General features: G+C 64.0%; 24 protein-coding genes and 3 tRNA genes. 20 read left to right on the forward strand and 7 right to left on the reverse strand.

Annotated features, from left to right (window positions below; all coding sequences use genetic code 11):
- The first annotated feature begins 7 nt into the window (after positions 1–7).
- The 10 genes from HWY30_RS21010 (at position 8) to nagZ (ending at position 10387) form a co-directional block, all read left to right on the forward strand.
- Positions 8–1516 (forward strand): DegQ family serine endoprotease, encoded by a 1509-nt coding sequence (locus tag HWY30_RS21010; RefSeq protein ID WP_090801167.1) that lies wholly within the window; start codon positions 8–10, stop codon positions 1514–1516.
- Entirely contained in the window at positions 1513–1785 is a 273-nt protein-coding gene (locus HWY30_RS21015; protein ID WP_090801165.1) for a glutaredoxin family protein, read from the forward strand. Before HWY30_RS21010 ends, HWY30_RS21015 begins: the two co-directional genes overlap by 4 nt.
- Before the next feature lie 229 nt (positions 1786–2014).
- Positions 2015–3808, forward strand: coding sequence for a translation elongation factor 4 (gene lepA, locus HWY30_RS21020; RefSeq protein WP_090801163.1), 1794 nt, complete (start codon positions 2015–2017; stop codon positions 3806–3808).
- Between the two features lie 18 nt (positions 3809–3826).
- Positions 3827–4720 (forward strand): signal peptidase I, encoded by an 894-nt coding sequence (lepB, locus tag HWY30_RS21025; protein WP_090801160.1) that lies wholly within the window; start codon positions 3827–3829, stop codon positions 4718–4720.
- Positions 4721–4905: 185 nt separating this feature from the next.
- Entirely contained in the window at positions 4906–6186 is a 1281-nt protein-coding gene (rnc, locus tag HWY30_RS21030; protein ID WP_090801159.1) for a ribonuclease III, read from the forward strand.
- Between the two features lie 54 nt (positions 6187–6240).
- Entirely contained in the window at positions 6241–7140 is a 900-nt protein-coding gene (gene era / locus HWY30_RS21035; protein ID WP_026225953.1) for a GTPase Era, read from the forward strand.
- The gene (gene recO, locus HWY30_RS21040) at positions 7127–8041 is read left to right on the forward strand and encodes a DNA repair protein RecO (RefSeq protein ID WP_090805406.1); all 915 of its coding nucleotides are present in this window, start codon (positions 7127–7129) and stop codon (positions 8039–8041) included. Before era ends, recO begins: the two co-directional genes overlap by 14 nt.
- Complete coding sequence (gene pdxJ / locus HWY30_RS21045) at positions 8038–8802, forward strand: pyridoxine 5'-phosphate synthase (RefSeq protein ID WP_090801157.1); 765 nt, start codon at positions 8038–8040, stop codon at positions 8800–8802. Before recO ends, pdxJ begins: the two co-directional genes overlap by 4 nt.
- Before the next feature lie 24 nt (positions 8803–8826).
- Positions 8827–9294, forward strand: a complete 468-nt coding sequence (gene acpS / locus HWY30_RS21050; protein WP_090801155.1) for a holo-ACP synthase — start codon at positions 8827–8829, stop codon at positions 9292–9294.
- A gap of 64 nt (positions 9295–9358) precedes the next feature.
- Positions 9359–10387 (forward strand): beta-N-acetylhexosaminidase, encoded by a 1029-nt coding sequence (gene nagZ / locus HWY30_RS21055; RefSeq protein ID WP_090801153.1) that lies wholly within the window; start codon positions 9359–9361, stop codon positions 10385–10387.
- Positions 10388–10497: 110 nt separating this feature from the next.
- Here nagZ and HWY30_RS21060 read toward each other — a convergent pair whose 3' ends face one another.
- The 4 genes from HWY30_RS21060 to earP form a co-directional block, all read right to left on the reverse strand.
- Positions 10498–11880, reverse strand: coding sequence for a sigma-54-dependent transcriptional regulator (locus HWY30_RS21060; RefSeq protein ID WP_090801151.1), 1383 nt, complete (start codon positions 11878–11880; stop codon positions 10498–10500).
- Positions 11881–12067: 187 nt separating this feature from the next.
- Positions 12068–12274 carry a CsbD family protein gene (locus HWY30_RS21065; RefSeq protein WP_090801149.1) on the reverse strand — a complete coding sequence of 69 codons (207 nt, stop codon included), beginning with the start codon at positions 12272–12274 and terminating at the stop codon, positions 12068–12070.
- Positions 12275–12547: 273 nt separating this feature from the next.
- The gene (gene efp, locus HWY30_RS21070; RefSeq protein ID WP_008919334.1) at positions 12548–13105 is read right to left on the reverse strand and encodes an elongation factor P; all 558 of its coding nucleotides are present in this window, start codon (positions 13103–13105) and stop codon (positions 12548–12550) included.
- A 395-nt stretch (positions 13106–13500) separates the two neighbouring features.
- The gene (gene earP / locus HWY30_RS21075; protein ID WP_090801147.1) at positions 13501–14694 is read right to left on the reverse strand and encodes an elongation factor P maturation arginine rhamnosyltransferase EarP; all 1194 of its coding nucleotides are present in this window, start codon (positions 14692–14694) and stop codon (positions 13501–13503) included.
- Positions 14695–14956: 262 nt separating this feature from the next.
- On the opposite strand from earP, the gene uvrC reads away from it, so the two are divergent.
- From uvrC to HWY30_RS21115, 8 genes are all read left to right on the forward strand, one after another.
- The gene (gene uvrC / locus HWY30_RS21080) at positions 14957–17188 is read left to right on the forward strand and encodes an excinuclease ABC subunit UvrC (RefSeq protein ID WP_090801146.1); all 2232 of its coding nucleotides are present in this window, start codon (positions 14957–14959) and stop codon (positions 17186–17188) included.
- 203 nt (positions 17189–17391) lie between these two features.
- The gene (gene pgsA / locus HWY30_RS21085; protein ID WP_062127799.1) at positions 17392–17985 is read left to right on the forward strand and encodes a CDP-diacylglycerol--glycerol-3-phosphate 3-phosphatidyltransferase; all 594 of its coding nucleotides are present in this window, start codon (positions 17392–17394) and stop codon (positions 17983–17985) included.
- A gap of 182 nt (positions 17986–18167) precedes the next feature.
- Positions 18168–18243 (forward strand) — tRNA-Gly (locus HWY30_RS21090).
- A 61-nt stretch (positions 18244–18304) separates the two neighbouring features.
- Positions 18305–18380, forward strand: a tRNA-Gly gene (locus HWY30_RS21095).
- A gap of 128 nt (positions 18381–18508) precedes the next feature.
- Positions 18509–18582 (forward strand) — tRNA-Cys (locus tag HWY30_RS21100).
- Between the two features lie 279 nt (positions 18583–18861).
- A complete protein-coding gene (locus HWY30_RS21105) occupies positions 18862–19434 on the forward strand; it encodes a hypothetical protein (protein ID WP_244144952.1) in 573 nt (190 codons plus the stop codon).
- A gap of 164 nt (positions 19435–19598) precedes the next feature.
- On the forward strand, positions 19599–20348 hold the full coding sequence (locus HWY30_RS21110; protein ID WP_090801144.1) for a TraB/GumN family protein: 750 nt from the start codon (positions 19599–19601) through the stop codon (positions 20346–20348).
- A 139-nt stretch (positions 20349–20487) separates the two neighbouring features.
- Entirely contained in the window at positions 20488–20988 is a 501-nt protein-coding gene (locus HWY30_RS21115; RefSeq protein ID WP_090801142.1) for a GNAT family N-acetyltransferase, read from the forward strand.
- 11 nt (positions 20989–20999) lie between these two features.
- On the opposite strand, the gene HWY30_RS21120 is transcribed toward HWY30_RS21115, so the two are convergent.
- The 3 genes from HWY30_RS21120 to HWY30_RS21130 are packed head-to-tail and all read right to left on the reverse strand — an operon-like array spanning position 21000 to position 23028.
- Positions 21000–21884, reverse strand: a complete 885-nt coding sequence (locus HWY30_RS21120) for a cytochrome c oxidase assembly protein (protein ID WP_090801140.1) — start codon at positions 21882–21884, stop codon at positions 21000–21002.
- Positions 21885–21923: 39 nt separating this feature from the next.
- On the reverse strand, positions 21924–22385 hold the full coding sequence (locus tag HWY30_RS21125; protein WP_090801139.1) for a copper chaperone PCu(A)C: 462 nt from the start codon (positions 22383–22385) through the stop codon (positions 21924–21926).
- Between the two features lie 28 nt (positions 22386–22413).
- A complete protein-coding gene (locus tag HWY30_RS21130; RefSeq protein WP_176078925.1) occupies positions 22414–23028 on the reverse strand; it encodes an SCO family protein in 615 nt (204 codons plus the stop codon).
- Between the two features lie 487 nt (positions 23029–23515).
- On the opposite strand from HWY30_RS21130, the gene otsB reads away from it, so the two are divergent.
- Together otsB and otsA are read left to right on the forward strand one after the other, a co-directional pair.
- The gene (gene otsB / locus HWY30_RS21135; protein ID WP_090801136.1) at positions 23516–24265 is read left to right on the forward strand and encodes a trehalose-phosphatase; all 750 of its coding nucleotides are present in this window, start codon (positions 23516–23518) and stop codon (positions 24263–24265) included.
- Between the two features lie 53 nt (positions 24266–24318).
- Entirely contained in the window at positions 24319–25797 is a 1479-nt protein-coding gene (gene otsA, locus HWY30_RS21140; RefSeq protein ID WP_090805405.1) for an alpha,alpha-trehalose-phosphate synthase (UDP-forming), read from the forward strand.
- The last annotated feature ends 80 nt before the right edge of the window (positions 25798–25877 follow it).

The following is a 25877-nucleotide window of genomic DNA, read 5'->3' on the forward strand; positions in this document are numbered from 1 at the left end:
CTACGATATGACGACTTTCTCGGTGCGCAAATTCCTCGCGGCCGTAGTAGTGGCGGCGTGTTTGCCGCTTGTGCCGCATATGGCATCGGCGGCTCCCGCTGCCAACCTGCCCGACTTTACCGACCTCGTCGACAAGGTTGGCCCGGCGGTCGTCAACATTCGCACGACAACGCGCGTGTCGAACGGTAGTTCCCGCGGCGGCCTGCCGCCGGGTATGGACGACGGCGACATGTCGGAGTTCTTCCGGCGCTTCTTCGGGATTCCGTTGCCGCAGTCACCGCAATCGCCGCACGGGGGTGATAACGGGGGCGGCGGCGGTAGTGGCGGCAGCCCGGATTCACCGGACAACTCGGACGCCGAACAGAACAGCGGGGTAGGCTCGGGCTTCATCCTGTCGGCGGACGGCTACGTGATGACCAACGCGCACGTCATCGACGACGCGGACACGATCTACGTGACGCTGACCGACAAGCGCGAATTCAAGGCGAAGCTGATCGGCGTCGACGACCGTACCGACGTCGCGGTCGTGAAGATCAACGCGTCGAACCTGCCGACCATCACGATCGGCGACTCGAACAAGGTGCGCGTCGGCGAATGGGTCGTCGCGATCGGTTCGCCGTTCGGTCTCGAAAACACGGTGACTGCCGGTATCGTCAGCGCGAAGGGACGCGACACCGGCGACTACCTGCCGTTCATCCAGACTGATGTGGCCGTCAATCCGGGCAATTCGGGCGGTCCGCTGATCAACATGCAGGGCGAGGTGATCGGCATCAATTCGCAGATCTATAGCCGCACCGGCGGGTTCATGGGCATTTCGTTCGCGATTCCGATCGACGAGGCGATGCGCGTGGCCGATCAGCTGAAGAGTTCGGGCAAGGTGGTGCGCGGCCGCATCGCGGTGGCGATTGGTGAAGTGACGAAGGACGTCGCCGAGTCGCTCGGTTTGCCGAAGGCGCAGGGCGCGCTTGTGAGCAGCGTGGAGCCGGGCGGACCCGCCGATAAGGCCGGCGTGCAGCCGGGCGACATCATCCTGAAGTTCAACGGTCATTCGGTCGACACGGCGACGGACCTGCCGCGCATGGTCGGCGATACGAAGCCGGGCACGAAGACGTCGATCACGATCTGGCGCAAGGGTCAAACGCGCGAACTGCCGGTCACGATCGCAGAAATGCAGCCGGACAAGGTCGCGAAGGCGGATCAGAAGAAGCCGCAAGCGCCGCAGCAGCGCGCGACCAACGCGCTCGGCATCGCGGTTAGCGACATTCCCGCCGATCAGCAGAAAGCGCTGAAGATTCAGAACGGCGTGCAGATCGACGCGGTCGACGGTCCGGCCGCGCGTGTCGGGCTCCAAAAGGGCGACATCATCCTGCGGATTGGCGATACGGATGTGACGAGCACGAAACAGTTCGACGAGCTGACCTCACACCTCGATTCGCAGAAGATGGTCGCGTTGCTGGTTCGTCGCGGCGACAACACGCAGTTCGTGCCGATTCGTCCGCGCAGCGCGCAGAAATGACGAAGACGGCATTGCTCACGCTCTATGGGCGCGCGTGGTGCCATCTGTGCGAGGACATGCGCGCTGCGCTCGAGCCAATGCTGGCCGAGTTCGGAGCGCAGCTGGCGGTGATCGACGTCGACAGCGATCCGTTGCTCGAAGCGCGTTACACCGAGTTGGTGCCGGTGCTGGTTTGCGATGGCGTCGAACTGTGCCACTATCACCTCGACGAAGCGGCCGTGCGGGCAGCATTGGCTGCACATGCGTCGCGTGTCGCGGCGGCATCCTGATACGCACCCGCGCGGCATCTGGTTTCGCGCGATCCATGCGCATTTTTGCCTCGGCTCACTGCGATGCGCGCGGTAATTTTCTCGCATCCTCTACGCCGTCTTGAGGCCCGCGCTTCGCAAGATGCGCCGGCCGATGGGCTTTTCGGCTAAAATAGATAAGATTTTCACCTACTTACAAGGCGTGCTCCGCTATTGTCCGGGGCGCGCCTTTTCGCTTGATCGGCACTGAATGGATCATATTCGTAACTTCTCGATCATCGCGCACATCGACCATGGCAAGTCGACGCTCGCCGATCGCATCATCCAGATTTGTGGCGGTTTGTCCGACCGCGAGATGGAAGCTCAGGTGCTCGACTCGATGGATCTCGAGCGCGAGCGCGGCATTACCATCAAGGCGCAAACCGCCGCGTTGTCGTATCGCGCGCGCGATGGGCAGCTCTACAACCTGAACATGATCGACACCCCGGGGCACGTCGACTTCTCGTACGAAGTCAGCCGCTCGCTGTCCGCGTGCGAAGGCGCGCTGCTCGTCGTCGACGCGAGCCAGGGTGTGGAGGCGCAAACCGTCGCCAATTGCTACACGGCCATCGAACTCGGCGTCGAAGTGGTGCCGGTGTTGAACAAGATCGATCTGCCGGCGGCGAACCCCGAAAACGCGATCGCCGAGATCGAGGACGTGATCGGCATCGACGCGACCGACGCGACGCATTGCAGCGCGAAAACGGGCCTCGGCGTCGAAGACGTGCTCGAAGCGCTGATCGCGAAAGTGCCGCCGCCGAAGGGCGATCCGCAAGCGCCGCTGCAGGCTCTCATCATCGACTCGTGGTTCGACAACTACGTCGGCGTCGTGATGCTGGTGCGCATCGTCAACGGCACGCTGCGTCCGAAGGACAAGATCCGGCTGATGGCAACCGGCGCGCAGTATCCGGTTGAACATATCGGCGTGTTCACGCCGAAGTCGAAAGATCTCGAATCACTGTCGGCGGGGCAGGTGGGCTTCATCATCGCCGGCATCAAGGAACTCGCGGCGGCGAAGGTCGGCGACACGGTTACGCTCGTGAACCAGCCGGCGGCCGTGCCGCTGCCGGGTTTCAAGGAAGTGAAGCCGCAGGTGTTCGCGGGTCTGTATCCGGTCGAAGCGAATCAGTACGACGCGCTGCGCGATTCGCTCGAAAAGCTGAAGCTGAACGACGCGTCGCTGCAGTACGAACCGGAAGTGTCGCAGGCGCTCGGTTTCGGTTTCCGCTGCGGCTTCCTTGGTTTGTTGCACATGGAAATCGTGCAGGAACGTCTCGAACGTGAGTTCGACATGGACCTGATCACGACGGCGCCGACCGTGGTCTACGAAGTCCTGCAGCGCGACGGCACGACCCTGATGGTCGAGAATCCGGCCAAGATGCCGGAGCCGTCGAAGATCGAGGAAGTGCGCGAGCCGATCGTCACCGTGAACCTGTACATGCCGCAAGACTACGTCGGCGCGGTGATCACGTTGTGTACGCAGAAGCGCGGCAACCAGATCAACATGCAGTATCACGGTCGTCAGGTTCAGCTTACGTACGAAATTCCGATGGGTGAAGTCGTGCTCGATTTCTTCGACCGTCTGAAGTCGATTTCGCGCGGTTATGCGTCGATGGATTACGAGTTCAAGGAATACCGCGCGTCGGACGTCGTGAAGGTCGACATGCTGATCAACGGCGACAAGGTCGATGCGCTGTCGGTTATCGTGCACCGGTCGCAAAGCCAGTACCGCGGCCGCGAAGTGGCGGCGAAAATGCGCGAGCTGATTCCGCGTCAGATGTACGACGTAGCGGTTCAAGCCACGATCGGTTCGAACATTATTGCGCGCGAAAACATTAAAGCGTTGCGTAAGAACGTGCTGGCAAAATGCTACGGCGGTGATATCACGCGTAAGAAGAAGCTGCTTGAAAAGCAGAAGGCAGGCAAGAAGCGAATGAAGCAGGTGGGCTCGGTTGAAATCCCGCAAGAGGCTTTCCTCGCTATTCTGCGTGTCGAAGACAAATAAGTTGAATAACGGAACCCTATGAATTTTGCGCTGATTCTTTTTGTGCTCGTCGTTTTGACGGGTGTCGCATGGGTCGCGGACAAACTGGTTTTCCTGCCGAAACGGCGCCGCGAGGCGGAAGCCGCAGTCGCCGAATTCGATCGTCAGCAGGCACGCATCGGCGAGCGTTTCGCCGATGAAAACGCCGCGCAAACGCGCGCGCGTCTGCGCGACGACAAGCTGCGTCAGCCGTGGTGGCTCGAATATACGGCGAGTTTTTTTCCGGTGATTCTGGTGGTGTTCGCCGTGCGCTCGTTCGTGATCGAGCCGTTCAAGATCCCATCGGGCTCCATGGTGCCGACGCTGCTGGTGGGCGACTTCATCCTCGTCAATAAATTCGAATATGGTCTACGTTTGCCGATTACCAACACGAGGATCACGCAGGGCAGTCCGGTCCATCGCGGCGACGTGGTGGTGTTCCGTTATCCTAAAGACGAATCGGTCGACTACATCAAGCGCGTCATTGGTCTGCCCGGCGACGTGATCGAGTATCAGGACAAGAAACTCACGATCAACGGCAAGCCGGTGCCTGAAACGCCGTTGCCCGATTATCTCGACGAAGAGCGTCTCGGTTATGCGAAGCAGTTCGAGGAAGATATCGACGGCCGCAAGAACGCGATTCTGAATAATCCGGCGGTGCCGCCGTTCATCGTCGGTGCGGAAGATTATCCGTATCGCGACAACTGCCAGTACAACGCGCGTGGCGTGATCTGCAAAGTGCCGCCGGGCAATTTGTTCATGATGGGCGATAACCGCGACAACAGCGCGGATAGCCGGTACTGGGGTTTTGCGCCTGAACGCAATATCGTCGGCCGCGCATTTTTCATCTGGATGAACTTCAGCGATCTGCGGCGCATCGGCCCTTTCCAGTGAGTCGCATGCATCGATCGCTTCATGAGCGCTTCTCACACGCCGCGCGAATAACCGGCACCCGGTTATCTCGGTCGCGGCGTGTTGTCATGCTACTTTAAGAACTCGCGGTAACGTCGGTTCACCACGCTTTTTCCGCTGGCGCCCCGTGTTTCCGCCGGGTCAGGCGCCCGCGTTATACTCTGCCCATGCCCCTATCTCCGTTGGAAAGCCGTTTGCGCTACGAATTTCGCAATGCGGAATTGCTGCGCCAGGCTCTAACACACCGCAGTCATAGCTCCACGCATAACGAACGGCTCGAATTTCTCGGCGACTCCGTTCTGAATTGCGCGGTGGCTGCGCTTTTGTTCCAACGTTTCGGCAAACTCGACGAAGGCGACCTGTCTCGCGTGCGCGCCAATCTGGTCAAACAGCAGTCCCTCTACGAGATTGCTCAGGCACTCAATATTTCGGAGGGCCTGCGCCTCGGCGAGGGCGAGTTGCGCAGCGGCGGCTTCCGCCGCCCGTCGATCCTCGCGGATACACTCGAGGCGGTGCTCGGTGCGATATTTCTGGACGGCGGATTCGAGGCTGCGCAGACGGTCATCAAGCGCCTTTACGTAGCGATTCTCGACCATATCGACCCGCGCACGCTTGGCAAGGACGCGAAGACGCTGCTGCAGGAGTATCTGCAAGGCCACAAGATTGCGTTGCCTACTTATACGGTCGTCGCCACGCATGGTGCGGCGCACAATCAGCAGTTCGAAGTGGAATGTACGGTGCCGAAGCTGGACGTCAAGGTGTCTGGCTCCGGCGCGAGCCGTCGCGCGGCGGAGCAGGCGGCCGCAAAGAAGGCGCTCGACGAAGTGATGGCCGCGGCGCCTGCCGTGGTCGCGAAGCCGAAGCGCTCGAAGGGCGCGCGTGCCGCGAAAAATGCCGAGCAGGAAATCGTGCCGGGCGTGACCGGCGTACAGGCCGCACTGGATTTGCGCACACCGGATCGCAAGAGCGCGCGCGGTGAAGGGCGCGCGCCTGTCGCGCTGGAAGCGCACGCCGACAAACCTTCCGTGGAAAAATCAGCCGCTGAAAGACCGGCGACCGAGCGTGCCGCGCCGGGTCCCGCCGGTGCGCCGTTGGCTGTAATTCGTGCCGCGCATGTGGAGTACAGCGGACAGGACAAGCCGGAGCGCGCCGAAAAGTCCGAAAAGACGGAGAGGGCCGACAAGGTTTCGATCCACGCGGGCGAGAAACCTGTCGACAAGCCGGCCGAAAAACCCGCAGCGGACAAAACCCCCGACCTCAAAGCCGACACGCCGTCACACGCTCGCGGCACAGATCGTCAGCGCAGCCGCGAAGCCGCGCCGGGGACTGCCGCGTCGAGCGTAACCGCCGCGCCCGCGTCGGTTGTCTCGGTGCCCCCGGCACCTGCCGAACACGAACCCGGCGTCGCCGACGCGGTGCAAACGCGCGTCGCCGATGCGGGCCATTGATTGCCATCGGCGTGCGCGTCGCGCGCGCCGAACTGAACCTGCCGTAGTCCGAATATGAACGCTCCCACTCCCACTGGTTTTCGCTGCGGCATGGTCGCGATCGTCGGCCGCCCGAATGTCGGCAAGTCCACGCTGATGAACGCGCTGGTCGGCCAGAAAGTCAGCATCACGTCGCGCAAGGCGCAGACCACGCGCCATCGCATTACCGGCATCAATACGCTCGAAGACGCCCAGTACATCTTCGTCGACACGCCCGGTTTTCAGACCAAACACAGCGGCGCCCTGAACCGCTCGTTGAACCGCGCCGTTACGTCGACGCTGACCTCGGTCGACGCGATCCTGTTCGTCATCGAAGCAGGCCGCTTCGGCCCTGACGACCAGAAGGTACTCGATCTGATCCCGGCGAAGGTCCCGACGCTGCTGATCGCGAACAAGCTCGATCGCGTGTCGGATAAAGACTCGCTGTTCCCGTTCATGCAGCAGATGAGCACGCTGCGCGAGTTCAACGAGATCGTGCCGCTGTCGGCGAAAAATTCCGACGACATCAAACGTCTGATGGCCACCGTCAAGCCGTTCCTGCCGGAAGGCGAGCCGATCTACGGCGAGGACGACCTGACCGATCGCAGCGAGCGCTTTCTTGCCGCCGAAATCCTGCGCGAGAAAGTCTTCCGCTGGACCGGCGACGAGCTGCCGTACACGAGCACCGTGCTGATCGAGAAGTTCGAAACCGAAGGGCGGCTGCGCCGTATCTTCGCGACGATCCTCGTCGATCGCGACATGCACAAGGCGATGATCATCGGCCAGAAGGGCGCGAAGCTGAAGCAGATCAGCACCGAGGCTCGCCTCGACATGGCAAAGCTGTTCGACGGGCCGGTGTACCTCGAAACCTTCGTCAAGGTGAAGAGCGGCTGGGCCGACAATGAAGCCGGGCTTCGTGCGTATGGGTACGAATGACGCGTGGATGACGCTCAATTCAGACGAGGCTTCGGATCAGCCGGAGCACGAACCGTCTCGGCCCGCGCGTAGCTCGAGGAAATCGTCGGCCGACGCAAAAAGCCCAAAAAGCGCGAAAAGCGCACCCGCCGACGATGGCGAGCCACGCAAAACGCCGGCGCGCCGCGCGCCGCGCACCTCCACATCCGAATATCGGATCACCGAGCAGCCCGCGTTCGTGCTGCATAGCTATCCGTATCGCGAGACCAGCCTGATCATCGACGTGCTGTCGCGCGATCACGGCCGTCTCGCGCTGGTCGCAAAGGGCGCGAAGCGCCCGCACTCCGCGCTGCGCGGCGTGCTGCAAACGTTCCAGCCGCTGTCGCTCGCGTGGTCGGGCAAGTCCGAAATGCGCACGCTGACCGGCGCCGAATGGGTCGGCGGCATGCTGCCGCTGACCGGCGACGCGTTGCTGTGCGGTTTCTACGTCAACGAACTGCTGGTGCGCTTCTGCGCGCGCGAGGACCCGCATCCTCAGTTGTTCCATCACTACGTCGTCACGCTGACGCGGCTCGCGCACGATGAGCCGCCGGTGCAGGTGCTGCGCTCGTTCGAACGCGTGCTGCTACGCGAGACCGGTTATGCGATGGCGCTCGACCGCACGGTCGCACGCAAAGCGGTGCTCGCCGACGGCCGCTACGTGTTCGATCCCGAGCGCGGGGTACGCGAGGCATCGGACGAATGGCCCGCGCAGTGGCCGGTAGTGTCGGGACAAACCTTGCTCGATATGGAAAAGGACGATTACCATCGAGCGCAGACCGTCGCGCAAAGCAAAACGCTGATGCGCTTCCTGCTCAACACCTATCTTGGCGGCGCGCCGCTTGCTACCCGCCAGATCCTGATCGACCTGCAGAACCTATGAGCTTCTTCCTGACTTCGCCGACCGCGATCGACCTCGGCGTGAACATCGACCACGTCGCCACGCTGCGCAACGCGCGTGGCACGTCCTATCCCGATCCGATCCGCGCCGCGCTGATGGCCGAAGAAGCCGGCGCCGACGCGATCACGCTGCATCTACGCGAAGACCGCCGGCATATCGTCGACGCCGACGTACACAAGCTGCGTCCGCTGCTAAAAACGCGCATGAATCTCGAATGCGCGGTCACGCCGGAAATGCTCGACATCGCGTGCGAAGTGCAACCGCACGACGTCTGCCTCGTGCCGGAAAAGCGCGAGGAGCTGACGACCGAAGGCGGTCTCGACGTCGCCGGACAGTTCGAGGCGGTGCGCGCCGCATGCAAGCAACTGGTGGACGCGAGCTCGCGCGTGTCGCTCTTCATCGACCCCGAGGAGACGCAGATTCGCGCCGCGCACGAAGCCGGCGCGCCGGTGATCGAGCTGCACACAGGCCGTTACGCGGAAGCTCATGATTCCGCGGAACAGCAGCGCGAATACGAGCGCATCGTGCGAGCAGTCGAATTCGGCGCGACGCTCGGCCTCAAAGTGAACGCGGGCCACGGCCTGCACTACACGAACGTGCAGCAGATCGCGGCGATCGACGGCATCGTCGAACTCAACATCGGCCATGCGATCGTCGCGCATGCGATCTTCGCGGGCTGGGACAACGCGGTGCGCGAGATGAAGGCGATCATGGTCGCCGCGCGTCTCGGCGCGCGCGCGTAACGCAACCTGGCGACGGACGCACGCATGGCAATCTACGGAATCGGCACCGACATCGTTCAGGTCAGCCGCGTAGCAGCGGTGATGACTCGCACCAATGGCCGTTTCGCGGAGAAGGTGCTCGGTCCCGACGAACTACGCGTGTACCACGCGCGCCACGCCCGTTCGGCGGCGCGCGGTCTTGCGTTTCTCGCGACGCGCTTCTCGGCGAAAGAGGCGTTCTCGAAGGCAATCGGCCTCGGCATGCACTGGCCGATGAGCTGGCGCGCGCTGCAAACGCTGAACCGGCCGAGCGGCGAGCCGATGGTGGTCGCCTCTGGCGAGCTGGCCGACTGGCTCGACGCGCGCGGCATCACGGCGCGCGTGACGATCACCGACGAGCGCGACTACGCGGTGTCGTTCGTGATCGCGGAGACGCAGCGGCCGGGCGATACGGAAGGTTCGTTGGCGGCGTCGGCGTCGCGGGCTTCGTCCGCCCGTTCCGCCACAGAATGAAAAGGTTGAGAGCGGCCGCTGGCGGTCGCGTTTGTGTTGTCTCACAGTTTTCCAGCGGAATTCGATGAAAACCACACCCGGACCGGTGATGCTCGACGTGGTCGGCAAAACGCTGAACCGCGATGACAAAAGGCGTCTCGCTCACCCGATGACCGGCGGCGTGATCCTGTTCGCGCGCCACTACGAGAGCCGCGCGCAACTGGTCGGGCTGACCGATGCCATCCGCGCGATTCGCCCGGATCTGCTGATCGCCGTCGATCACGAAGGCGGCCGCGTGCAGCGCTTTCGCACCGACGGCTTCACGGTGCTGCCGTCGATGGGTAAGCTCGGCGCGCTGTGGGACCAGGACGTGCTGCACGCGACCAAGGTGACGACCGCGGTCGGCTATATCCTCGCCGCGGAACTGCGCGCGTGCGGTATCGACATGAGCTTCACGCCGGTGCTCGACCTCGACTATGGACACTCGCAGGTGATCGGCGATCGCGCGTTCCATCGCGATGCGCGCGTGGTCGCGCTGCTCGCGAAGAGTTTGAACCACGGCCTCGCGCTCGCCGGCATGAGCAATTGCGGCAAGCATTTTCCAGGGCACGGATTCGCGCAGGCAGATTCGCACGTCGCGATGCCCGTCGACGAACGCCCGATCGACGAAATCCTCGGCAACGACGTCGCGCCGTACGACTGGCTCGGTCTGTCGCTTGGCGCGGTGCTGCCCGCGCACGTCGTCTATCCGCGCGTCGATGCGAAGCCGGCCGGCTTCTCGCGCATCTGGTTGCAGGACATCCTGCGCGGCAAGCTTGGCTTCGAAGGCGCGATCTTCAGCGACGATCTGTCGATGGAAGCCGCGCGCCAGGGCGGCACGCTGACCGAAGGTGCGCAAGCGGCCCTGGAGGCCGGCTGCGACATGGTGCTGATCTGCAACCAGCCGGACGAAGCGGAGAAGGTGCTCGACGCGCTGCGCGTCACGCCGTCGAGGGAATCGCAGCGGCGGCTGAAGCGCATGCGGCCGCGCGGTAAAGCGCTCAGGTGGAGCAAGCTGATGGCCGAGCCACGGTACGCCGAAGCGCAGAGGCTGCTGCGCAGTACGTTTGCATAAAAGGAAATGGCGCCTTGAAGCAATTCAAGGCGCCATTTTTTAACAGCTTCGAACGGTGCGAGCCGCCGTCAAGCTTTGCTTGACAACCGCAGCACGCGCGATCCGATCGCTCAGTTCAAGCGCATGCGCTGCAACTTGTTGTACAGCGTCTTCGGGCTGATTCCGAGTAACGACGCCGCTCGATGCCGCGTGCCGCCGACCGCGTCGAGCGTCGCGCGGATCAGCATTTCTTCGACGTCCGCGAGGGGCGTACCGACGGTCACCTGCACGCGACTGCCGTTCAGATCGCGGCCGTTCGCCGTGCTGGCTTCGTCGGCGCGCAACGACTCGATCACGTCGCCCGATGCCTGATAAGCGCGCCGCACGCGCTCCTGCAGTTCGCGCACGTTGCCCGGCCAGTCGTACGCGAGGCATTCGCGCAGGAAATTCGGCGCCGCCTGCTTCGCGACCTCGGCCGTACCGCGTGCGGTCGCTTCCACATTCAGTTCGTCGACGGCTGCCTGCGCAATCAGCAGCGGATCTTCACCACGCCCGCGCAGCGGTGGCAGCATGACCACGGCGGCTTCGAGGCGCAGCGCGAGGTCCTGATGCAGCGAGCCGTCCGCGACCGCCGCGCGCGGCGGCTTGCGCGTCGACGCGATGAGCCGGAAGTCGGTCACGATCTGGCTGGTACCGCCCACGCGCATGAAGGTCTGCGAATCGAGCGCGCGCAACAGCGCTTCCTGCTGCGTGCGCGGCAGCTCGGTGATTTCGTTGATGAACAACGTGCCGCCGCTCGCCTGTTCGAAGAGGCCCGGCTCGCGCTGCTCGGCGCCGCCGAACGCTCCGCGTTCGTGACCGAGCAGCATGCTGTCGAGCGAGCGATTGAGCCCGCCCGCGGTCGCGCCGCGGCAATCGAACGTGACGAACGGGCCTTTGCGGCGGCGGCTCATGTCGTGCAGCGTGCGCGCGGCGATCTGCTTGCCGGTGCCAGCCTCGCCGGAGATCAGCACCGCGGCTTCTGTCGGCGCAAGACGCTCGATCGTGTCGTACACGTGCTGAATGGCGCCGCTGCGACCGAGCATCGCGCCGAAGCGCCCAAGCTGACGCAGCGCCGCGCGCAGCGCCTGGACCTCCTCGGTCAGCTCATAAGGCCGCGGAATGCGCGCGAGCAGGCTGCGCAGGCGCGGAATGTTGACCGGCTTCAGCAGATAGTCCCAGATACCGTGCCGCAAGCCCTCGATCGCACTCTCGACGGTCGCATTGCCGGTCATCACGATCACCGGAAGCGCGCCGCCCGGCGGATGCGCGGGCAGATGCTGCAACAGATCGAGGCCGCTGCCGTCCGGCAGATTCAGATCGACGAGCACGACGTCGGGGATGAAGCGCGTCAATGCGCCGCGGGCCTCGGCGAGCGTGGTCGCGGTGTCGACTGAAAAGCCGTCGGCGGCGAGGATTGCCGACAGACCGGACAGGCTATTGGGATCGTCTTCAACAATCAGGGCGTGTGGCATGGCGAGCGCAATTTATGAATGGGTCGAATGCCCGGCGCGCCGCCAACGCTGATGGCGCGCACTCCGGGCTCTGAGGGCTCGATGACAGGGCTAAACCAACGGTCCTGGGGCGGTGAAAAAACGACAGCCGCCGGCACTGCGCCTTGAGTCGCGCGGGCCGGCGCCTGTAGTTCCTTCACTGGTCCTGTCAGAAATCCCGGTTGCTATCGAAAAACCGGCGCACTTCGAGTTCCGCCTGTTCACGGGTTTTGCCATAGCGTTCCTGAATCAGACCGGCGAGCTTGTCGGCCCGGCCTTCGGCCTTGGTCAACTCGTCGTCCGTCAGTTCGCCCCATGCGGTCTTCGCCTTGCCGATCATCTGTCTCCATTTACCTTCAGCAATGTCGTTGTTCATGGTGCCTCTCCAGGAGTGGAAAATGAGCGTACTCGCGTAACTCTCTCCACCTAGCAGAGATCGTGCCAAAGGGTGTGGATGAAATCGATCAAGGCCTTGCCGCGCGCGCAACGCGAAATCCGGATGTCGCGATGGTAATTTTGAGAAATTTGCCGGTAAAGTTTTCCTAAACCATACACGGCGCGACAGAAAAGAAAAAGCGCCCAAAAAATTGAGCGCTTTTTGTGCAGGCCGGCAGGGCGCCGGCGCTGGCGGGGTGACGCGGGCGGGCGCTTAGGCGCGGCTGCGGTATTCGTGCGTACGCGTGTCGATTTCGATCTTGTCGCCGATGTTGCAGAAGAGCGGCACTTGGAGTTCGAAGCCGGTGTTCAACTTGGCGTTCTTCAGCACCTTGCCCGACGACGTATCGCCCTTGACGGCCGGTTCCGTGTAGATGATTTCGCGAACCAGCGTGGTCGGCAGTTCGACCGAGATCGCCTTCTCGTTGTAGAACACGACTTCGCAAGCCATGCCGTCTTCGAGGTAGTGCATCGCGTCGCCCATCATTTCGGCTTCGACTTCGTACTGGTTGTAGTCGGCGTCCATGAACACGTACATCGGGTCGGCGAAGTACGAGTACGTCACTTCCTTGCGCTCGAGCACGACGACGTCGAACTTGTCGTCCGCCTTGTACACGGTTTCCATGCCTGCGCCGGTCAGCAGGTTCTTGAACTTCATCTTGACGACGGCGGAGTTACGGCCCGATTTGTTGTATTCGGCCTTTTGCACGACCATTGCGTCTGCGCCGATCATCACGACGTTGCCGGTGCGGAGTTCCTGTGCGGTCTTCATAAAACTGTCCTGTACGAGATAAATAGCTTAACTGTTGCTCAACGGCATACGGCGCAAGCGGCTTCGGCGTTTCGCCCACCGCCTGCCGCGCGCCGCGTGAAGCGGCCGCGCAGCCCGCATGCGTGAAACGGGATCGGCTCGCGGCGAAAACCCGGGGGCGTGATGCCTCGGCGTTCCACCTGTCCGTTACCTGATTTTTACCCTGTTCGGGCGTGTACACGAGTGGCGCCGATCTGCAACACGCCCAAACATACGTCCCTTTTTTGACATTCGCGTGCCCGACCGGAAGATTGGGACGCGTGCTGTGTTTTTCGAGGGGACCGGTCAGACGGGCTGACCATGGGGTAGTTGGTCTAATCGGGCCGCGCTTGCGTCGTCGGCCGTTGGATAACCGCTTATTTTAACTGAGTTTTTGCGAACGAGGTCAGATTTCCGGCGAGATCGCCGACTTGCGCGAGTTCGACCGCCCAGCCCGCGGCGCGCCGTTTCAGGGCCGGATAGTGGCGCTGGAATTCCGCCCAGTCCGGCTGACCAGCGCCGTTCCACGCGTGCCAGAAGCGCTCGAGCGCGGCGCGCGCGTCAGCTGGGAGCGTGCGGGTGTAGTGCGCAAGTGCGGCGTCGAGCTTTGGCAGATGGGCGTCGTCGGCCTGCGGGTAGATGTGCCAGACGAACGGCTTGGCGGCCCACTGCGCGCGCACGAACGAGTCCTCGCCGCGTACGAAATTGACGTCGCTTGCCCATAGCAGTGCGTCGTAGCCAGGCTGTTCGGTGAACGCGAGCGCGTGCGCGCTGAGGTTGCCGAGCGTCGCATGGGTGCCCGCTGCAAACGACGGTAGGCCGAAAAAGCGCGCCAGCGCGCCGGAAATGCGTCCTTCGGGCACCAGCAGCACGATCGGGCTTGCGTTGTCGCGCCATTGTTCGAGCAGGCTGTCGACGGCCGGGTTTTCGTAGGCGAACAGCGACACGACCGTCGCGTCGGCGGGCGGCGGCGCGTGGCCCGTGACGTTGCGCCACCAGTCGGAGCGCGCGGCGGGCGACGCTTCGAACGCGGCGCGCGCCGCGTCGAGATCGCGCTCCTTGAGGACGCCACCGGTGCCGGGGCCGAGTCCGGGGAAAAAGAAGGTCTTGCTGAGTGCGTAGCGCGGATGCGGTGATGGCCGCAGATGAAAATCGGCGATCCAGTCCTCGGCGCTCAGATATTCGAGGTTGAACCAGAGCGGCACGCACGCTCGCTCTGCCATCGCCGCGATATAGACGGGCGGCAGTTCGCAGGCGAACGCCTCGATCACGACGTCGGCGACTTCGAGCGTATCGCCAGCGTGGGACGGCTCGTGCCAATGCTCGACGACGATGCCGTCGAGCGTCTGCCGCGCACGCTCCAGCTCGAGCGACGGGCACAGCCTCCTGAACGCATGCAGATCGTCGACGAACACGCGCACCTGCCAGCCGTGCTCGCGCGCGAGTTGGCGCGCAAGGCGCCAGCACACGCCGATGTCGCCGAAGTTGTCGATCACCGCGCAGAAGATATCGCAGGCGATCGGGTTGGCAGGGGCGGCGGGTGATCCGGAATCGGGCGCGACGGAGGACATGGCGGCTCGGCTGGCTCGGTGACTCCGGCGAACGGAGCGGGTTCGAACGAACGCGTAATGTTCTAAACTGGCGATTCTAAAGCCTCGCTCGCGATCGCGCGCGCCCTTTGTCCGCCATGCGGGCCGCATCGGCGACACGCGACATGACCCCCGGCGCACGATGCCGGGCACCCGGCGGTGCAATCGGTGCAATCGGTGCAATCAGTGCAACCGGTGCAAGCGGCGAGGCAGCGCGAGACAGTCCCACCCCAATCGATCCCGCATGACCGAACCCGAAGCCAGCGACGCCCCCGACACCTTCGAGCCGAAAACAGTGCTCGCCCAACTGCCGCATCTGCCCGGCGTCTACCGCTATTACGACACGAGTGGCGCGGTGCTCTACGTCGGCAAGGCGCGCGATCTGAAGAAGCGCGTATCGAGCTACTTCACGAAGACGCAGCTGTCGCCGCGCATCGCGATGATGGTCACGCGCATCGCGCGCATCGAGACCACGGTCACGCGTTCCGAGGCCGAGGCGCTGCTGCTCGAAAACAATCTGATCAAGGCGCTCACGCCGCGTTACAACATCCTGTTTCGCGACGACAAGTCGTATCCCTATCTGAAGCTGACCGGCCACAAGTTTCCGCGCATGGCCTATTACCGCGGCTCGGTCGATCGCAAGAACCAGTACTTCGGCCCGTTCCCGAGCGCGTGGGCGGTGCGCGAGAGCATCCAGATCCTGCAGCGCGTGTTTCAGCTGCGCACCTGCGAGGACTCGGTGTTCAACAACCGCACGCGGCCGTGTCTGCTGCATCAGATCGGCCGTTGCACGGCGCCGTGCGTCGCGAACATCAGCGAGGAGGATTACGCGCGCGACGTCGCCAACGCGTCGCGCTTTCTGCTCGGCCGTCAGGGCGAGGTGATGAAGGAGCTCGAGCAGAAGATGCATGCGTTCGCGAGCGAGTTGAAGTTCGAGCAGGCCGCGGCGGTGCGCAACCAGATGAGTTCGCTGTCGACGGTGCTGCATCAGCAGGCAATCGAAGTCGGCAGCGACAGCGACGTCGACATTCTCGCGGTAGTCGCGCTGGGCGGCCGCGTGTGCGTGAATCTCGCGATGGTGCGCGGCGGACGACATCTCGGCGACAAGGCGTACTTTCCCACGCACGTGGAAAGCGCGTTGACGGCGGAGGAAGGCGGGCTCGCAGAAGACGGCGATCAGGACGATGCATCGGCGGATGCACGAGCGGCCGCGCCATCGGCCGCGGCGGCGAGCGCCTCGGCCGATGCGCTCGCGATCGCTCAGGACATGCCGTCGGAAGACGAGGACGTCGATGGTAGTGAAGAAGACGCGATCGACGAGGCTGCCGAAGCGACTCCGGACGCCGTCAGCGACGAAGGCGCGGACGAAGGCACCGACGGGAACGCAGGGTCCGGCCCCGCGGCGAAGCGCCGCAACGGCCGCGCGCCAGGCGGCATCGAATCCGAAGTGCTCGAAGCGTTCATCGCGCAGCATTACCTCGGCAATCGCGTGCCGCCGGTGCTGGTGGTCAGCCACGCGCCGGCGCGCGAACTCGTCGACGTGCTGATCGAGCAGGCGGGCCACAAGGTGACCGTACTGCGTCAACCGCAAGGACAGCGGCGCGCGTGGCTCGCGATGGCCGAGCAGAACGCGCGGCTCGCGCTCGCGCGCCTGCTCTCCGAGCAGGGCTCGCAGCAGGCGCGCACGCGCGCGTTGACCGACACGCTCGGCATGGAGTGCGACGACCTCGCGCATCTGCGCATCGAATGCTTCGACATCAGTCACACGATGGGCGAGGCGACGCAGGCGTCCTGCGTCGTCTTTCACCACCACAAGATGCAGTCGTCCGAGTATCGCCGCTACAACATCGCCGGCATCACGCCCGGTGACGATTACGCGGCGATGCGCCAGGTGCTCACGCGCCGCTACGAAAAGATGGTCGCGCAGGCCGCCGCGAATGCGAGCGACGAAGCCGCCGAATCGCAAAGTGACGCGGCCGCCGATCCCGCGCTCGCCGCCGATGCCGCCGAGCCGGCCGCGGCCGGCGGCGTGCTGCCGACCATCGTGCTGATCGACGGCGGCAAGGGGCAGGTGGAGATCGCGCGGCAGGTGTTCACGGAGTTGGGGCTCGATACTGGCATGCTCGTCGGCGTCGCAAAGGGCGAGGGGCGCAAGGTCGGTCTCGAGACGCTGATTTTCGCGGACGGCCGCACGCCGCTCGAACTCGGCAAGGAAAGCGCCGCGCTGATGCTGGTCGCGCAGATCCGCGACGAAGCGCATCGTTTCGCGATCACCGGCATGCGCGCCAAACGCGGCAAGACGCGCCAGACCTCGCGGCTCGAAGAACTCGAAGGCGTGGGGGCGAAGCGGCGTCAGCGCCTGCTGGCGCGCTTTGGCGGCTTGCGCGGCGTGGTGGCCGCGAGCGTCGAGGATCTCGCAAGCGTCGAAGGCATTTCGCAGGCGCTCGCCGAGCAGATCTACCGGCAACTGCATTGAATTGGCGGGCCGCGCCGCGCCGTGATCGGAACGACGGTTCGTCGGACCCGCGGCGTCGCGCTGCGGATGCGCTGGCTGCGAACCACGCGCCGGGGGCGGCTCGCTTGCCGCCGCCGCGCGGCGATGCCTGGGCGCGCTTGCTTGTGGCAGGCCCTGTGACACGGCACAATTGCAACTCACTCGTCAGACGCTGCGCCTGCCCCATGCCGTTTAATTTCCCGATATTCCTGACCTGGCTGCGGATCGTGCTGATTCCGCTCGTCGTCGGTGTGTTCTATTTGCCCGACATGATGATGAGCCCCGCGCACCGCAATCTCGCGGCCGCGACGATCTTCATCCTGGCGGCGCTCACCGACTGGTTCGACGGCTTTCTGGCCCGCAAATGGAATCAGACCTCGGCATTCGGCGCGTTTCTCGATCCGGTCGCCGACAAGCTGATGGTGACCGCGGCGCTGCTCGTGCTCGTGCAACTCACGCGGATCGATTCCGCGATCGCGCTCGTGATCGTCGGACGTGAAATCGCGATCTCGGCCCTGCGCGAATGGATGGCGCAGATCGGGGCGTCGAAGAGCGTCGCGGTGAACTCGCTCGGCAAGTTCAAGACCGCTTGCCAGATGGTCGCGATTCCGATGCTGCTGTTCTATGGCCCGCTGCCGCTCGGTGGCGGCGTGACGGTCGACACGCGCGTGTGGGGCCTGTGGCTGATCTATCTGGCTGCGTTCCTGACGATCTGGTCGATGCTGTACTACATGAAGCTCGCGTGGCCGCAGATTCGCGAGCGCGGCGGCATTGCGTGACGGTGTGAATAGAAGAGCACGGGGGCGCAAAAGTGTGTTCGAACCCCGCACTACTACGAGAGAAATATTTTCTTTAACACAGACGGGCAAAGGGGTTGACACGTTTCAGTCGATTATCCATAATCTCGTTTCTCCGATGCACGCAACGCGAAACACCGGAGACGCAGTAAATGCAGCACAACGCGGGAATAGCTCAGTTGGTAGAGCGCAACCTTGCCAAGGTTGAGGTCGCGAGTTCGAGCCTCGTTTCCCGCTCCAGTATTCGAAGCATCGCGTTGTTTGGCGAAGTAAAAAAGGCAGCGCGGTGAAGCAGTTCAATGCGGGAGTAGCTCAGTTGGTAGAGCGCAACCTTGCCAAGGTTGAGGTCGCGAGTTCGAGCCTCGTCTCCCGCTCCATACATCAGGGGAAGCAGCGCTTCCCTTTTTGTTTGGAAGGCCGCTCGTTCTGAACTTCCAGAGCTTCGGTTCTTCTGGTTATCACCAGATAAATCTGCGAACCCGTGTCCAGGTTCCAGTCCGCTTGTGGCGCGATAGCAAAGCGGTTATGCAGCGGCCTGCAAAGCCGTTTAGGCCGGTTCGACTCCGGCTCGCGCCTCCAGTCTTTGATGTAAAGCGAAAGCCCCGACTTGTCGGGGCTTTTGTTTTTCTGTTCCTCTCTTCGCCAGCCTTGTCGATCGTCGTCATCAAGGTGAGCGGAGCGGTCGATCCGACTGCGTGCCGCAGACGTTCCTCCGAATCGATCAGAAATTGAGCGCGGATTTGATTGACTGCACGGCAGCGGTGTTCAGGAAGCAGTAGTGCTCTTGCGGCGTACCGCCGGACATATACATCGACGAGCGAGAGAGGGCCATCGGGCTGGAACCAGACGCACGAGCAGGTGACGGTGCTGCGGGCGACGCCATCGCACATCTATTTCGAATCGAAGATCTCGGGTTCGACGCAGGCGCCACGCGAAGTGATCGCCGGAGCGGACTGGAGCCGCGAGCGCAGCGTGAACGGCACCGATACAGTCGTGAACCGGCCGTTCGCGTTTCCGTTGTCGCCGGGTAAGAGCGGGACGGTCGAATACGCCGGGCAGCATCCGAACCGGGTATTCGCTTCGCAGAAGTGGAACTCGCAGTATCGGGTGGTCGGAACGGAAACCGTCGAAGTGCCCGCCGGCAAATTCCAGGCGATCAAGATCGAAGCCGAAGGCGACTGGGACGCGCAACTCGAGCCGCGGCAGACGGTCACGCAAGCCAGCCAGGTCGAGCAGGGCGACACCGCGATGATCACGCATGCGCAGAAACTCGGTCCTGTTCAGGCGACAGGACGCACGTATAAAGCGTTTTGGTATGTGCCGGAAGTCGGCCGTTGGGTGAAATCGGTGGAAGAGTATTACGGCAGCAATGGCGTGAGAAACGAGCGCTATACGACCGAACTCGAGTCGTTTAAAAAGAGCGGGCAATAATCGGGTTCAGGCGTTTGATGCGTTCCCGCATTCATTGGGGCAGCGCATTCCGCTCAACGGCGTCTCCGGCGCGCGCACGGGAAGGGCAACGCACGCCGGCGCGCCTCATCCAGGCCGGGCGATAGAATCGCACCATCGTCATCGCCCGTTTTCATTGAAGCCGCATGTATTTCCAACTCACCGGCACTCAGGTCCGCCTGCTCGGCTCGATGCATCTGTTTCCCGCGACGAGCCGTCGAACGCCGCCATGGGTCGCCGAAGCCTATGACTGGGCCGACGCGCTCGTATTCGAGTCCGACCCAGCAACGATCCTGCCGTTTCTCAAAGCCGACGCACACCCCGACGCCGCGCAACTGCGGCCCCTGATGCGCGACGAAGCCTGGACGCAACTGCGGGCGCTGTGGCCGACCGATGGCCTGCTCGCGCCGCTTGAAACACTGCGTCCGTGGGCCGCGCTGATCGTCGCGCCGACGCTGCTGCAGCAGGTCGTCGAGGGTGTCGAGCGGCGCATGTTGCGCTCGGCGCTCGCGCAGGCGAAGCCGTATCGCTATCTCGAGTCCGCGCGGGACGTCGCAGTCGCGCTCGAATCGATTCCGCTCGAAGCCATTGCCGCGGCGCTCGACATGCTGATGGCCGACCGCGGCGAACCGCAGCGCACGCTCGAACGGATGCACGCGGCGTGGCTGGAGGGCGATCTGCACGCGATACAGCAAATCGCCGTCGAAGCGCCGATGTTCAATCTGGCCGGCATCCGTCAGGCGATTCTCGACGTGCGCAATCGCGCGTGGGCCGCGCGGCTGAGCGAGTTGCTGGACGTTCGCGAGCGCACGCTGGTGGTCGTCGGCGCGCTGCATCTATGCGGCCCCGGCAATCTCCCCGACTGTCTCGCGCGACCCGTGCAAGCGGTGTTCTGAACGCGTGCGCGGCTTTCGCGACTGAAAACAGCCGTGTCGACCGCCCGGATGCCAGGCCTGCGCATGCTCGATGACGAGGCGCGCGGCATAATTGCGGATCGTTGCCCGCGCTGTCGCGCATTGACCCTGAAAGCTACCGATGACTGAACCGCAACACACCGCCGCCGCGCGGCTCGCCCAGCTCGAATGGCGCTGGAAGCCGTTCGGGAACCTCACGAGCGTCGAAGTCTATGAGATGCTGGCCGCCCGCAGCGCGGTGTTCGTCGTCGAACAGAACTGCGTGTATGGCGATATCGATGGGCTCGACGTCGAAGCCTGGCATCTGCTTGCGTATGGCACCGGCGACGGTGCGGCGCTGCCGCCGTTGGCCGGCTATCTGCGCGTGTTGTTGCCCGATGCGGCGGATGCCGATGTGCGCATCGGCCGGGTGTTGACGACCGCGCCGTTTCGCGGCATCGGTCTCGGCAATGCGATGCTCGAACGCTCGCTCGCGCAAATCCGTGCGCAGTGGCCCGATACGCCGATCCGTCTGCACGCGCAGGCGCATCTGCAAGGCTTTTACGGTGCGTTCGGCTTCGAGCCGGTCTCGGAGATTCACGACGAAGACGGCATCCCGCATGTGCGGATGCGCGCGCTGTGAACGCGAACGGGTCAGCGGGGCACGTTCGTGGTCGTCGACGCCGCATGCGTGAGCCCGCGTGCCGCTTTTGCATGCCGCTCGGCGCGCAGGCGTCCGCGAGACGACAGCCGCATCCAGTGACGCAGCGCGATCAGCGCGCCGACCACGCTCATCATCGAACCCGGAATCCATAGCAGGAGCCCGCCGATCTGCTGATCGCGCATCGGGCTCAGCCACGTGAACGCGCGGCCGCAGATCGAGTAGATCGGATACAACTCGTGCGTCGTAAAAAAGATGAATGCGCCGAGAACGATCTGCGGCGGAATCGCCGCGATCACGACGAGCACGCGCTTGCCCGGAGACAGACGCGCGGGCGGCGCCGGACGCGGATCGAGTACGAGCCACCAGAACAGCAGGCCGTCGATCGCCATGCTCCAGTTCATTACGCGATAGAGCCGCCAGTCGAGCATCGCGACGAAATGGACCGGCGACAGCAGCCAGAAATAGATCAGCCCGACGAATAGCGTGACCGCGACGACCGGGTGCATGACGACGTCGAGCGCCGTGCGCACGAGCGGTGTTTGCAGCGCGGGCCGCACGAAGCGCTGTCGCCAGCGCAACGGAATTCCCGCGCGCAACGCCGCGCCCGGATACGACAGCGCAATGAAGAACGGCCCGAGATGATGCAGCACCAGATGCTGCAAGCGATGCATGAAGAATTCATGCTCGAAGAAATAATCGAGCCGCGTATGCAGCACGACATACAGCGCGACCAGCCCGAACCAGAATGACAGACGCCGCGCGAACGACAGCCGCGCCTTGCGTGCGCCGCGCACGAACAGGATCGCGGGGATCAGCAACGCGATCACGACGGTCGGCGAAAACTCCCAGGGATCGAGCCAGTAGAGCAGGTTCATGGCGATGGCGCGTGTGGTGGCGGCGGCCCGTCGTGCCGCTTACTTGGTCTGGCCCGGCGACTTGACCGCGAACGGCGCGCTCACTGTTTCGCCGTCGGAGAACTTCAGCGTCAGACGCACGGTGTCGCCCGGCGCGACCTTGTGCTTCGCGTCCTCGAGCATCACGTGATAGCCGCCCGGCGCGATCGCGACCTGGCCATGCGCGGGCACCGTCAGCTTGTCGACCATCACCATCTTCTGCGTCGAACCGTTCGATACGGTTTGATGCAGCATCGCATCGCCGTAGTCGTCACTCGATACATCGACGAGGTCGATCGGCTTGTCGCTCGCGTTGACGAGCGTCGCATAGCCGGCCGCGGGCAGGTTGTTCGGCAGCCAGCGCACCCACGCGTCCTTGATGCTGATCGCGTGAGCATCGGCCGCTTGCGCGGCCGACGCGGCGCCGAGTGACAGCGCGAGCGCGCAGGCGAGGGAAGCGATTGGTTTGAGCTTGATCGTCATGATGGAATGGAGTGGGATCAAAGAAGAATCAGGATTGGTCATCGATGATGCGGCGCAGGTCCTGCGCGATCGCATCGGGCGTGTCGTGATCGGTGGCGAGCAGGCGCGCGCGGCCCCGGCTGTCGAACACATAGACGGCGGAGCTGTGCGTGACCTCGTAGTTGCCGTTCGAGTCGCGCTTTTCCATCTGATAAGCGACACGATAGCGCTTGGCCAGCGACTCGATCTGCCAGTCGGTGCCGGTCAGCCCTTCGGCGTGCTGTGCGTCGAACGCGCCGACATAGTCGTGCAAGGCCCGCGGCGTGTCGCGCGCGGGATCGACGGTGATGAACAGAATGCGCACTTTCTGCGCATCGGGACCGAGCTTGCCGAGCACCTGCATCAGACGGCCCATCGTTTCGGGACAGACGTCCGGGCAATGCGTGTAGCCGAAGTAAACCAGCGACGTGCGACCCCTGAACGACGCGGCGTTGACGGGACGGCCGGTGTCGTCGGTCAAGGTGAAGTCCAGATCCGGCAGGTGGCCGGTCACGTTGGTCAACTGCCACGGCTCGGCGCGCTGTGTGCAACCGGTCAGCGCGGCGAGCGCGACCAGCGTGCCCAGCGCAGTTGCCGCCGCAAACCGGCGTGCCAACCCGTGCATCAAGCGGTGCGTGAGTCGCTTGGGTCGTGAGCGGGACAGGTTCGGCCGCGGGCGCTGGGGTGGCAGGATCGGGAACAAAGCAGGGTTCAATGACTCGATTGAAGAGCAGGCAACACGAATCGATGGAGCAGGCAGGCCGCACCGTCGCCCGATCATGCCGCGCAAGATTCGCGCGCGGCACGCGATTGAGCGAGAGCGTGCAACGATGTCCATCACGCCGACGGTCCGCGTGGCAGCGACTGTAGCGCAAAATTGGCGCCAGCGTCGCGCAGCGCGCCGGGCGCACGATTTGCGGGTCAATTTGACGCAGCTTGCTGAAAGCCGGTTGAAGCCCGATCGTTGCGCTTTTGAACGCAATCGATGGAGGCGGATGAATAGATCGCCCATCGGGCTTGAGTCCCAGCTTACTTTCTCGAAAAATTGACGGATGCGCGGTAAGATGCGCACACTTTTCCGGCCATAGATGGCTGAAAGGCGAACCCAGGCGATGCAAGCACTTCCGGCTGTTCTGTCTCCGAGCGAGACGGCATTTTTCTTCGACTTCGATGGCACGCTCGTCGAACTCGCCCCCACACCGGACGGCGTGCTGGTGCAGCCGCGCGTGATCGACCTGCTGCGCGAACTGCGCAGTCTGACGAATGGCGCGGTCGCGGTGGTGTCGGGGCGCGGCATCGACAGCATCGACAGTTTTCTCGGCATGCCCGATCTGCCGGTCGCGGGTCTGCACGGCGCCGAGCGGCGCGATGCGAATGGCGACACGCAGCGCATCGGCTTTCACGACGAGCGCCTGTTGCGCATGGAGCAGGTGCTCGCGCAGGTCGTCAACGAACATCCGGGCATGCTGCTCGAGATCAAGGGCGCGGCGCTCGCGCTGCACTACCGCAACGCGCCGGACCGCGAGCCGGTCGCGCGCGAGGCGACCGAGCGGCTCGTCGCCGATTACCCCGCTTCTTACGTGCTGCAGCCCGGCAAGATGGTCTACGAGATCAAGCCGAAGGACGTCGACAAGGGCCGCGCGACGCGCGCGTTCCTCGACGAGCTGCCGTTCACCGGCCGCACGCCGATCTTCGCCGGCGACGATCTGACCGACGAGAAGGGCTTCGCGGTCGTCAACGAGCGCGGCGGTCTGTCGATCAAGGTCGGCGCGGGCGAAACGATGGCGCACACGCGCGTCGAATCGGTGTCGTCGCTGCTCGACTGGCTCGAAACCATCGTCGCGGCGGCGCGCGGCGCATGACGCCGGTGGCCCCGTTCAACGAAAACAACATATTGCATCGGGAATCGCGCTTCATGAGCCGACTGATCATTGTTTCGAACCGGGTGGCGCCTATTTCGGAGGGCGGTCCGGCGGCGGGCGGTCTGGCGGTCGGCGTGTACGACGCGCTGAAGGAGACCGGCGGCATGTGGTTCGGCTGGAGCGGCGACGTGCTGAGCTCCGGCCAGCCGCAGATCAAGCTCGAGGAGCGCGGTCCGGTGACTTTCGCGACCGTCCCGCTGATGCGGCGCGATTACGACCAGTACTACCGTGGTTTCTCGAACGCGACGCTGTGGCCCGCGTTCCACTATCGATCCGACCTGCTGCATTACGACCGGCACGACTTCGAAGGCTACTGCCGCGTCAACGCGTGGCTCGCGCAGCAACTCGTGCCGCTCCTGCGCGAGGACGACGTGATCTGGGTGCACGACTATCACCTGATTCCGTTCGCTCAGGCGCTGCGCTCGGCAGGCGTGAAGAACCGCATCGGTTTTTTTCTGCACATTCCGTTTCCGGCCGCGCAGGTGCTGCTGACGGTGCCGCCGCATCGCGAGCTCGTCGAGGCGCTGTGTTCGTTCGACCTGCTCGGCTTCCAGACCGGTCCCGATCTGCGCGCGTTCTGCGACTACGTGATCAACGAGGCGGGCGGCTCGATCGACGCGTCGGCGAAAGGACCGCTGAGTGTGCATGCGTTCGGCCGCACGTTGCGCGCCTCTGCGTATCCGATCGGCGTCTATCCGGACGAGATCGCCGAGCTCGCGAAGGCGGGCGAACGCGGCAAGCCGGTGCGCACGATGAAGGCAACGCTGCATTCGCGCAAGCTGATCATGAGCGTCGACCGGCTCGATTATTCGAAGGGGCTGGTCGAGCGATTCCGCGCGTTCGAGCGCCTGCTCGAGCATACGGCCGCGCAGCGCAACAAGGTGTCGTTCCTGCAGATCGCCCCGCCCACGCGCGCCGACCTGCACGCGTATCAAGACATCCGGCTACAGCTCGAAGGCGAGTCGGGACGGATCAACGGACGTTTCGCCGAGCTGGACTGGACGCCGATCCTATACATCCACAAGCAGTACGAGCGCTCGGTGCTGGCGGCGCTGTTCCGTGCCGCGCACGTCGGCTATGTGACGCCGTTGCGCGACGGCATGAACCTCGTTGCGAAGGAATACGTGTCGGCGCAGGATCCGGAGAATCCCGGCGTGCTGGTGCTGTCGCGCTTCGCGGGCGCGGCGCAGGAGCTCGACGGCGCGCTGATCGTCAATCCGGTCGATATCGACGGCATGGCCGAAGCGCTCGCGCGGGCGCTCGACATGCCGCTCGCCGAGCGCCAGGGGCGCTATCGCGACATGATGGCGCAGCTGCGCGAGAACAACGTGTCGGTGTGGCGCGATAACTTCATGCGCGATCTGCAGAGCGTCGAGGGCGCGAAGCGCGCCGGAAGCGGCAAAGCGCACGCGGCCACGGGTGCGGCGGGCGCCGCGCGCAAGAGGGCGGCGCGCGAGAGCGTGACCGGCTAAGCCAAGCCGGGCCGCGAGCCAGACAGCCAAAAGCCGCTCCAGGGAGCGGCTTTTTTTCAAGCGATGCGCAGCGCGTGGAC

Origin of the sequence: Paraburkholderia tuberum STM678, assembly GCF_902833905.1 — a bacterium.
Taxonomy (GTDB): Bacteria; Pseudomonadota; Gammaproteobacteria; order Burkholderiales; family Burkholderiaceae; genus Paraburkholderia; species Paraburkholderia tuberum.

Bases quoted from the DNA above. Each gene is read 5' to 3' on its own strand.
- acpS (WP_090801155.1), top strand. From the start codon at position 8,827: ATGGCAATCTACGGAATCGGCACCGACATCGTTCAGGTCAGCCGCGTA.
- HWY30_RS21125 (WP_090801139.1), bottom strand. From the start codon at position 22,385: ATGACGATCAAGCTCAAACCAATCGCTTCCCTCGCCTGCGCGCTCGCG.
- HWY30_RS21060 (WP_090801151.1), bottom strand. From the start codon at position 11,880: ATGCCACACGCCCTGATTGTTGAAGACGATCCCAATAGCCTGTCCGGT.
- lepB (WP_090801160.1), top strand. From the start codon at position 3,827: ATGAATTTTGCGCTGATTCTTTTTGTGCTCGTCGTTTTGACGGGTGTC.
- nagZ (WP_090801153.1), top strand. From the start codon at position 9,359: ATGAAAACCACACCCGGACCGGTGATGCTCGACGTGGTCGGCAAAACG.
- efp (WP_008919334.1), bottom strand. From the start codon at position 13,105: ATGAAGACCGCACAGGAACTCCGCACCGGCAACGTCGTGATGATCGGC.
- uvrC (WP_090801146.1), top strand. From the start codon at position 14,957: ATGACCGAACCCGAAGCCAGCGACGCCCCCGACACCTTCGAGCCGAAA.
- lepA (WP_090801163.1), top strand. From the start codon at position 2,015: ATGGATCATATTCGTAACTTCTCGATCATCGCGCACATCGACCATGGC.
- recO (WP_090805406.1), top strand. From the start codon at position 7,127: ATGGGTACGAATGACGCGTGGATGACGCTCAATTCAGACGAGGCTTCG.
- pdxJ (WP_090801157.1), top strand. From the start codon at position 8,038: ATGAGCTTCTTCCTGACTTCGCCGACCGCGATCGACCTCGGCGTGAAC.
- HWY30_RS21065 (WP_090801149.1), bottom strand. From the start codon at position 12,274: ATGAACAACGACATTGCTGAAGGTAAATGGAGACAGATGATCGGCAAG.
- HWY30_RS21115 (WP_090801142.1), top strand. From the start codon at position 20,488: ATGACTGAACCGCAACACACCGCCGCCGCGCGGCTCGCCCAGCTCGAA.
- otsA (WP_090805405.1), top strand. From the start codon at position 24,319: ATGAGCCGACTGATCATTGTTTCGAACCGGGTGGCGCCTATTTCGGAG.
- earP (WP_090801147.1), bottom strand. From the start codon at position 14,694: ATGTCCTCCGTCGCGCCCGATTCCGGATCACCCGCCGCCCCTGCCAAC.
- era (WP_026225953.1), top strand. From the start codon at position 6,241: ATGAACGCTCCCACTCCCACTGGTTTTCGCTGCGGCATGGTCGCGATC.
- rnc (WP_090801159.1), top strand. From the start codon at position 4,906: ATGCCCCTATCTCCGTTGGAAAGCCGTTTGCGCTACGAATTTCGCAAT.
- HWY30_RS21010 (WP_090801167.1), top strand. From the start codon at position 8: ATGACGACTTTCTCGGTGCGCAAATTCCTCGCGGCCGTAGTAGTGGCG.
- HWY30_RS21120 (WP_090801140.1), bottom strand. From the start codon at position 21,884: ATGAACCTGCTCTACTGGCTCGATCCCTGGGAGTTTTCGCCGACCGTC.
- HWY30_RS21110 (WP_090801144.1), top strand. From the start codon at position 19,599: ATGTATTTCCAACTCACCGGCACTCAGGTCCGCCTGCTCGGCTCGATG.
- otsB (WP_090801136.1), top strand. From the start codon at position 23,516: ATGCAAGCACTTCCGGCTGTTCTGTCTCCGAGCGAGACGGCATTTTTC.
- pgsA (WP_062127799.1), top strand. From the start codon at position 17,392: ATGCCGTTTAATTTCCCGATATTCCTGACCTGGCTGCGGATCGTGCTG.
- HWY30_RS21130 (WP_176078925.1), bottom strand. From the start codon at position 23,028: ATGCACGGGTTGGCACGCCGGTTTGCGGCGGCAACTGCGCTGGGCACG.
- HWY30_RS21015 (WP_090801165.1), top strand. From the start codon at position 1,513: ATGACGAAGACGGCATTGCTCACGCTCTATGGGCGCGCGTGGTGCCAT.